This window comes from Pseudomonas bohemica (assembly GCF_002934685.1).
In the GTDB taxonomy this organism is placed as follows: Bacteria; Pseudomonadota; Gammaproteobacteria; order Pseudomonadales; family Pseudomonadaceae; genus Aquipseudomonas; species Aquipseudomonas bohemica.
The window spans coordinates 25187-32486 of record NZ_NKHL01000088.1 but is presented as its reverse complement, the minus strand read 5'-3'; the positions used below and the strand labels follow the sequence as shown (position 1 = coordinate 32486).

Sequence of the window (7300 nt, the reverse complement as noted above, 5' to 3'; positions counted from 1 at the left end):
CAGGAGCACTGCTGGCGAAGTACGGCGTTGCGCTTGCTGGTTTCGCCGGTGCAGTTCTGTCACTGACGTTTCTTCGCGGATTGACTCGTAAGCAGGCAGCCGCGGCGGTGGTCACGGGCTTTGTGTCCGCGATCTTCACCACCTCGCTTGTTGTTCAATATTTCCATCTGCCGACTGATGCAGATTCTCAAAATGGGGTCGCCTTCCTGATCGGCCTGCTGGCGATGAACATCATCCCCAGCCTAAAGGCGCTTGCCGGGCAGATCAGCTCTGTAAGAGGTTCATGACCATGAACACCATCTTGAGCACAGTCGATGCTGTGTTATGTGCGCTGGTAGTCCTTGCAGCGTTGGAATACCTACGTCGTATCAGTCCATTCGAGCAGCCGCTGTTGGCCGTCTCGTTTTACCTGGTAACGGTGAGTGCCTTCGGGCTTTTGGGGATTCTTCTGAAAGGTGGAGTTCCCAGCCTGTTCGAGGTCACGCTGCATGCTGGGGTTGTCCTGTACGCCTGGGCGCGTAGACATCACATTTTCGAATGGAATAGCGAAGAAAGCCGTAAGGCAGGCCAACGATGAACATCCTTAAAACCATCCGTGCCTGGATCACCGGGCTATTCACCAAGGAGCCTGTCATGGCTGATGAAACTGTAGCTACCGATGTTGTTGATACCGCTGTCGTGGATACTGGCGACACCGCTGTTGTGCCCGTGGCAGAGACAACTGCCGCTGTGGCGGAAGTTCCGGCTGTCCAGTCCACAGACTTGATCACCAAGCTTGAGACCATCCTCACTGCCCTGGGGCATGAATTCCCAGTGTTCTGGGATGAGGCTGTGGCCCTGGCGAAGAAAGCGCTGTAATTGTCCGCGCCACGTTTTGAGATACGTCCGTTTCGTGGCGCGGAGTACCAATGACGACCATTGCGTACAAAGATGACGTGATCGCCTATGGCTCCCGATGCACTCGCGGTACGACCATTACGGATGTCGACTGCGAGAAGCTTCAGACGCTCAAAGGTGTCCACTTCCTGTGTACAGGCTGTACCTGCGACTTCGATGCGTTGATTGAAGCCTATTTCGGCACTGCCGGGTCGGCACCTGTTGAAGCATCCGGTTATGCGGTCGATGGCGAAGCGCTCTGGCTGATCGGCCACGATGACAAGACTGGGTTCTGGAAGAACAGAATCAGCCTGGATCGAGCAGACGCTATTGGTAATGGATCGCCATTCGCCCTGACGGCAATGGACATGGGTGCGACTGCTGCTGAAGCCATTGAGATGGCAAAGAAGCGTGATACGTGCTCTGGCGGACAGGTAAGGACGCTGACCATTCAGGCAGAGAAAATGCCGCAGGGTTAGTGCGGCACAATGAGTCCGTTGGCCTGTTACAGATCGTTAACTTCCATCTGCTAAAAGCTTTTCGTATTCCGCTTTGTATTTCTTAGCTAGAGATGTCTTCTCTTTATCGGATAATAGCTTTCCCGCCATCTGAAAGAACTTCTGCTCTTCTTCTTTCAGATGGTGCAGTACGGTTTCCTTGAGCGACTTGGCTAAAGGCAGCCATCCTGGGCTGGAAAGGTCGGCTTCTTCCAACTTTTCAATGAGCTCATCCATTTCATGATGCTCAGCGATTGCATGTCGGCTCAAATCCACACCGTTGTCGTCGCTCATCAACGGAATATAAAAGTGTCTTTCTTCTGCTACTGAGTGGGCGTGCAACTCATCCCTCAAGGCTTTAAACCGAGAAACGCGATCTGGTGAGTTACCGCTGGTTTGAATGACAGCATCAGCCATTTCCCTTTGCCTGTCATGGCTCTCTCTAAGCGCTTCAAATATGTTCATGTGCTATTTCCTTGCTCATGTAGGCTTATGGTTCATTGGTGAGCGCTGAGTTTGGCAGCGTTCAACGGGATCAGTTTATCTCCTGAGCAAAAGCCAGACTGCAACGCCGAGGCCACCGACGACTGCCGCGGTGTGCCAGGGTTTTTCTTGTGCATAGTTCGCTGCTGTACTGAGCGCTTCTTTGCCTTTCTCAACGGCTTCCTCAGCATCTTTCGGGATGATGCTATTTGCTTTATTTAAAATGCCCTCAAGCTTCTTGCGCGCAGCGTCAGCCTTATCTCCCACAAATGATTCTCCATCGGAGAGTAGGTTGTTGGCTTCGTTCAGAAGCTTTTGAAGCTGCTCGTAACCAAGGTCTTTAGCCTGGGAAACTGTTTCATTTACTGCTGGCTTTCGTGCCATTTGCTAACTCCGCTATGGATGACTTGAAATGGATTGAGTTCTGAGCTGCAAAAAAAGTTCGCTTCTAAACGCTGCCGCTTGTCATCTCGCTTTGGGGCAGTCACAAATTGATTGATGTGCTGCTGGAGCAGACAGAGCTCATTGATGCTTGCATGAACAGACCATTCCCTCCAACGTCTCTGCTTGAGCTGTCTGGGCAATCCGGCATCGGCATCCGGCTTACGCCCGCGCCTGAAGCGTGGGAGTGGATCAATAAACAGATCCTTTCAGTGACCGGCAGCATCCATAACCCAGACCACGCGCACCTGATCGACGCTGACATCGCGGTGATGTGGGCATCGTCCAGCTTCGAGAAGCAAGGTCGCCACGTACTGGGCCAGGCCGAGCAGGTTGCCTTCCGCGCCGGTGGATGGCAGAAGGCTCGACAAGAGCAACAGATGATCGACTGGTTCGGTGAAGTGCCGGACTTCCTCATCACCTTGGCAGCTGACTACTGCGCCCAATGCACCGACGCCGAGTTCTGCGCGTTGGTCGAACATGAGCTTTATCACATCGCACAGAAGCTCGATCAGTACGGCGCTCCCAAGTTCAAGCAGGACGGACAACCCAGCCTCGGCCTTCGTGGTCATGACGTCGAAGAGTTCGTCGGTGTGGTCCGTCGCTACGGTGCGAGCGTCGAGGTTCAAGCGATGGTCGACGCTGCAAACAAACCCGCCGAGGTGGGGAAACTGAATATTTCGAGGGCCTGCGGAACCTGTCTGCTCAAGTCGGCCTGATTCTGTGACAGGTTTTGACGGATGAATCCCATATGGCAGTGCTACGAAGCGAGGTCAAAGCCTTCATTGTGCAGGCTCTGGCCTGTTTCGATACGCCTTCTCAGGTGGTAGCAGCGGTCAAGACAGAGTTCGGGCTCGATATCAGTCGCCAGCAGTGTGAGTCGCACGATCCGACAAAGTATGCAGGTCAGGGCCTTGGGCAAAAGTGGGCTGACCTGTTCCACCAGTGCCGGACAAGGTTTCGAGAAGAGACCGCAGACATCCCAATTGCCAACCGTGCCTATCGACTGCGTACGCTTGGACGAATGGCCGAGAAGGCCGAGAACATGAAAAACATGGCGCTGACTGCCCAATTGCTGGAGCAGGCAGCCAAAGAGGTGGGCGACGTCTACGTGAACCGCCGCCTCGAACCTGAAAAGCCGCTGGGCTCCCAGGCTGATCAGCAGCATGCGGTCGCTGAATACACCCTGGAGCCTGACGAGAATGTCCCGACTACCCCGTACCTTTGATGCGCCGGTAAGGCTGACGCCGAAGCAGGCCAACATCTACGTTTGGGGGTTCCAGCCACAAGCCCGTTTCAGGGACGCGGTCTGTGGTCGTCGGTTCGGCAAGACCTTCCTCGGTAAGGCTGAGATGCGCCGCGCGGCTCGACTGGCTGCGGAGTGGGGCGTCAGCATCGAGGACGAGATCTGGTACGGCGCCCCCACGTTCAAGCAGGCCAAGCGCGTGTTCTGGCGTCGGCTCAAACAAGCGATTCCCGAAGCTTGGCGCGCTCACCGTCCGAACGAGACGGAATGCTCGATCACCCTCAAGTCCGGCCACGTCATGCGCGTGGTGGGGCTCGACAACTACGACAACTTGCGGGGTTCCGGCCTGTTCTTCGTCCTGGTGGATGAGTGGGCCGACTGCCCGTGGGCTGCGTGGGAAGAAGTCCTTCGCCCAATGCTCTCGACGTGTCAGTACACGCTGCCGGGCGGCGAAACGCGCAAGGGCGGGCATGCACTGCGGATCGGCACCCCGAAGGGCTTCAACCATTGCTTTGACACTTATCGCGACGGTCAGTCAGGTGGCGAGCCTGATCACAAGAGCTGGCAATACACATCACTGCAGGGCGGAAACGTCCCCGCGGAAGAGTTAGATGCGGCTCGCCGGAAGATGGATCCTCGGACCTTCCGCCAAGAGTACGAAGCCAGCTTCGAGAACTACGCGGGCGTCGTCTACTACACGTTCAGTCGTAAGGAATGCGCGACTACCGAACGCATCAAGCCCGGCGAGGCGCTTCACATCGGCATGGACTTCAACGTCATGAAGATGGCAGCGGTCGTTTACGTTGTTCGCGACGGCCTGCCCCTAGCCCTCGACGAGTTTCACAGCGTGCGTGACACGCCGGAGATGATAGAGAAGATCCAGGCCCGGTTCCCAGGTCACAGCGTGGCTGTCTACCCGGACGCCAGCGGCCAGAACACCAGCAGCAAGAATGCGAGTGAGTCAGACCTGTCGCTGCTCAAGAAGGCCGGCTTCACCGTTGTGGTGGACTCGACCAATCCAGGCGTGAAAGACCGGGTTAACTCCGTCAACGCAATGTTCTTGAACACCTACGGCGAGCGTCGGCTAAAGGTCAACATCGACCAATGCCCTCAGCTCACGCAGTGCCTTGAGCGTCAGACCTACACCGACAAAGGCGAGCCGGACAAAGACCCGAAAAAGGGTCACGACCATATGAACGACGCGGCCGGATATTTCATCGCTAAGCGCTACCCGATCAAGACTCAAACAGCCGGCATGCGCCGTATAGGAGGCCTTGCCTGATGCCTGTTCAATCCACAAACCCCGATTACGATGTGCACATCGCTGAGTGGCGAATGATGGACGACGCGCTCGAAGGCGAATGCGCCATCAAGCGCAGCCCAGCGAACCTGCCAAAGCCAAGCGGCATGGTCGAGGCAGAAAAGCTTGACGCCGCGGGCAACCGATATCTCTACGAGAACTACACCGACCGTGCCCAGTACGAACATTGGGTTCGAGATTCGCTGCGTTCGATGATGGGCCTGGTATCGCGCCTGATTCCCGAGATCAAGCTGCCTTCGGGCCTGAAAGGGCTCGAAGACAACGCTACATCGGACGGATTCGGCCTCAAGCAGCTGTTCTTCCGCATGGTACGTCAGGCTATCTCCCATGGCCGGGTGCCGCTGGTGGTGAACATCGACGAGACCGGCGAGCCGTATTTCTCGACCTACGCCACGCGCAACGCGATCAACTGGAAGGTTGGGAGCATGGGAGGGCGGCAGGACTTGATCCTGGTCGTGTTCATGGAATTCAGGGACAGCAAGGAAGACGAGTACGACCACGAGTGCAAGCTGGTCTATCGCGTCTTCAAGATGATTGACGGTGTCTGCCACAGCGAAGTGCTGGGCGAAGACGGTGCGGTGCTCGAAGAGTTGAAGCCCCTCGGCACCACCGGTGCAGACAATCGTCTCGTCAAGGGGCTGCCTTACCTACCGGTGATCTACTGCGGATCAACCGACAACTCGCCGGATGTCGACGAAGTCCCGCTGCTGACGATGGCCAGAGCCGCGCTGAAGTCCTACCAGCTGAGTGCTGACTACTTCACCGCACTGCACCAGACCAGCCATCCGCAGCCGTGGGTTGCTGGTCTTGATGACAAGGTAGAGCTGAGCGTCACCGGCCCATCCGCAGCCTGGGATCTAGGCCCGAACGGCTCATGTGGCTATCTGGAATTCCAAGGCGCCGGCATTGAAGCCGTGCGCACAGCCATGGAAGACCAGAAGAACGCTGCGCTCGAGGCGGGCGCCAAGGTGATGGATGTCTCGGGCGATGCCGAATCCGGCGAGGCGCGTAAAACCCGCCAGAATGACCAGCACGCGACGCTACACAGCATTGTCGTGACAGTTGCTGAGGCGCTGGAGCAAGGTTTGCGGTATGCGGCCGAATGGAAGGGCTACGACCCGAAACAGGTGACATTCACCGTCAATCCTGAGTTCATCATCCCAGATGTGGATGCCCAGGTTCTGGCAGAACTGCAAAAGGCTGTCATGGCTGGCACCGTCAGCGCGGACACCTACTGGATGTACCTCACCACCGGCAAGCTGCCGGAGCGCCCTTACGAAGAGGAAGCCACCCTGATAAGCGATGAGCGCGAATCGGCTGGCATCAACCTGGACAACGAAAATGGCGACGGCACCGGCGAATCAGGACGCACAGCTCCTGGAGCAGACGACGCGCCACTCGGTGATGATCGAGCGGCTTAAAGCTGGCGAGGTCAAAAAGTTCGAGAAGTACCTGCGCAAGATCGACGCCGTGGTGCGCGATCAGCTCACCCGCAAGGAGCTGACCACCTACAGCCGTCAGCGTCTGGAAGAGTTTCTGGCGCGGGTCGACGGCAAGTTGCTGGACATCTACAAGGCATATGCCGACGTGGTGCAGGCCGATCTGGTCGATATCGCGCTGTATGAGTCGACGTTCGAAGCCAGCAGCCTCAACCATGCGTTCTCGATTGATGCTGTTGTGCCGAGCAACGCGGTGATCCGCGCGGCGGTGTTTTCATATCCTCTCCAAGTGACCGGCATCGACGGCGGAAAGTTGTTGAAGCGCTTCCTGAATGATTGGTCTCGCACGGAGACAATGCGAGTGACCAACACCATCAGGCTCGGCTTCGGCCAGGGCCAGACAAATGCGCAGATCATCCAGGCTGTTCGTGGTACTGCGGCACAGAACTTCACTGACGGCGTTCTCGCCATCAGCAACCGCAATGCCGCATCGGTGGTGCAAACGGCCATCCAGCATGTGGCCACGACGGCGAGGATGGAGACGCTCAAGGCGAATCCGGACGTTGTGCAGGGCTATCGCTGGGTCTCGACGCTGGATCGAAAGACCTCGCAGCAGTGCAAGGGGCTCGATGGCCGTGTGTTCAAAGTTGGCAAAGGTCCGCTGCCGCCAGCGCACATCAATTGCCGATCGACCACCACGGCTGTGACCAGGCTCGATGACTTCTTTTCTAAGGGCGCTACCCGCGCCTCAGTCGGGGATGGCGGCGGCGGGCAGGTTGACGCTTCTTTGACGTACTACACGTGGCTGGCCACACAGCCCGCCAGCTTTCAGGACGCCGCACTCGGCCCTGTCCGGGGCAAACTGTTCCGCAATGGCGGGCTCACTCCTGAGAAGTTCGCCACGCTTCAGTTGAACAGCAAGTTCAAGCCGCTCACGCTGGCCGAGCTCAAGGAGATTGAACCGGAAATGTTCAAGCGTGCCGGTGTAAACTGAGCG

Annotated in this window: 11 protein-coding genes; 9 read left to right on the top strand and 2 right to left on the bottom strand. The window is 57.2% G+C overall.

All coding sequences use genetic code 11. The features are described from left to right. The 4 genes from CE491_RS05830 to CE491_RS05815 form a co-directional block, all read left to right on the top strand. Nucleotides 1-287: peptidase M48, Ste24p (locus CE491_RS05830; RefSeq protein ID WP_110947436.1), on the top strand; the 287-nt coding region annotated here is incomplete at its 5' end. A gap of 2 nt (nt 288-289) precedes the next feature. Further along, nucleotides 290-577, top strand: a complete 288-nt coding sequence (locus tag CE491_RS05825) for a hypothetical protein (protein WP_110947435.1) — start codon at nt 290-292, stop codon at nt 575-577. Beyond that, the gene (locus tag CE491_RS05820) at nt 574-858 is read left to right on the top strand and encodes a hypothetical protein (protein WP_110947403.1); all 285 of its coding nucleotides are present in this window, start codon (nt 574-576) and stop codon (nt 856-858) included. Before CE491_RS05825 ends, CE491_RS05820 begins: the two co-directional genes overlap by 4 nt. A gap of 50 nt (nt 859-908) precedes the next feature. Further along, nucleotides 909-1355, top strand: coding sequence for a proteasome subunit beta (locus CE491_RS05815; protein ID WP_110947402.1), 447 nt, complete (start codon nt 909-911; stop codon nt 1353-1355). Nucleotides 1356-1391: 36 nt separating this feature from the next. Here the strand turns inward: CE491_RS05815 and CE491_RS05810 are convergent, their stop codons facing one another. Then, the gene (locus tag CE491_RS05810; protein WP_110947401.1) at nt 1392-1838 is read right to left on the bottom strand and encodes a hemerythrin domain-containing protein; all 447 of its coding nucleotides are present in this window, start codon (nt 1836-1838) and stop codon (nt 1392-1394) included. A gap of 75 nt (nt 1839-1913) precedes the next feature. Continuing rightward, a complete protein-coding gene (locus tag CE491_RS05805) occupies nt 1914-2240 on the bottom strand; it encodes a DUF883 family protein (RefSeq protein ID WP_110947400.1) in 327 nt (108 codons plus the stop codon). A gap of 152 nt (nt 2241-2392) precedes the next feature. Between CE491_RS05805 and CE491_RS05800 the strand changes: the two genes are divergently transcribed. The 5 genes from CE491_RS05800 to CE491_RS05780 are packed head-to-tail and all read left to right on the top strand — an operon-like array spanning nt 2393 to nt 7297. After that, nucleotides 2393-3016 (top strand): putative metallopeptidase, encoded by a 624-nt coding sequence (locus CE491_RS05800; RefSeq protein ID WP_110947399.1) that lies wholly within the window; start codon nt 2393-2395, stop codon nt 3014-3016. 32 nt (nt 3017-3048) lie between these two features. After that, nucleotides 3049-3525, top strand: coding sequence for a DUF2280 domain-containing protein (locus CE491_RS05795; protein ID WP_110947398.1), 477 nt, complete (start codon nt 3049-3051; stop codon nt 3523-3525). Then, on the top strand, nt 3500-4825 hold the full coding sequence (locus tag CE491_RS05790; protein ID WP_110947397.1) for a phage terminase large subunit family protein: 1326 nt from the start codon (nt 3500-3502) through the stop codon (nt 4823-4825). Before CE491_RS05795 ends, CE491_RS05790 begins: the two co-directional genes overlap by 26 nt. Further along, the gene (locus CE491_RS05785; protein ID WP_110947396.1) at nt 4825-6285 is read left to right on the top strand and encodes a DUF4055 domain-containing protein; all 1461 of its coding nucleotides are present in this window, start codon (nt 4825-4827) and stop codon (nt 6283-6285) included. Before CE491_RS05790 ends, CE491_RS05785 begins: the two co-directional genes overlap by 1 nt. After that, entirely contained in the window at nt 6206-7297 is a 1092-nt protein-coding gene (locus CE491_RS05780; RefSeq protein WP_199885005.1) for a minor capsid protein, read from the top strand. The genes CE491_RS05785 and CE491_RS05780 overlap by 80 nt, the downstream gene beginning before the upstream one ends. Nucleotides 7298-7300 lie beyond the last annotated feature (3 nt).

Coding starts and splice junctions, on each gene's coding strand:
- CE491_RS05810 (WP_110947401.1), bottom strand. CDS start 1,838: ATGAACATATTTGAAGCGCTTAGAGAGAGCCATGACAGGCAAAGGGAA.
- CE491_RS05825 (WP_110947435.1), top strand. CDS start 290: ATGAACACCATCTTGAGCACAGTCGATGCTGTGTTATGTGCGCTGGTA.
- CE491_RS05800 (WP_110947399.1), top strand. CDS start 2,393: ATGAACAGACCATTCCCTCCAACGTCTCTGCTTGAGCTGTCTGGGCAA.
- CE491_RS05795 (WP_110947398.1), top strand. CDS start 3,049: ATGGCAGTGCTACGAAGCGAGGTCAAAGCCTTCATTGTGCAGGCTCTG.
- CE491_RS05790 (WP_110947397.1), top strand. CDS start 3,500: ATGTCCCGACTACCCCGTACCTTTGATGCGCCGGTAAGGCTGACGCCG.
- CE491_RS05820 (WP_110947403.1), top strand. CDS start 574: ATGAACATCCTTAAAACCATCCGTGCCTGGATCACCGGGCTATTCACC.
- CE491_RS05785 (WP_110947396.1), top strand. CDS start 4,825: ATGCCTGTTCAATCCACAAACCCCGATTACGATGTGCACATCGCTGAG.
- CE491_RS05815 (WP_110947402.1), top strand. CDS start 909: ATGACGACCATTGCGTACAAAGATGACGTGATCGCCTATGGCTCCCGA.
- CE491_RS05805 (WP_110947400.1), bottom strand. CDS start 2,240: ATGGCACGAAAGCCAGCAGTAAATGAAACAGTTTCCCAGGCTAAAGAC.
- CE491_RS05780 (WP_199885005.1), top strand. CDS start 6,206: ATGGCGACGGCACCGGCGAATCAGGACGCACAGCTCCTGGAGCAGACG.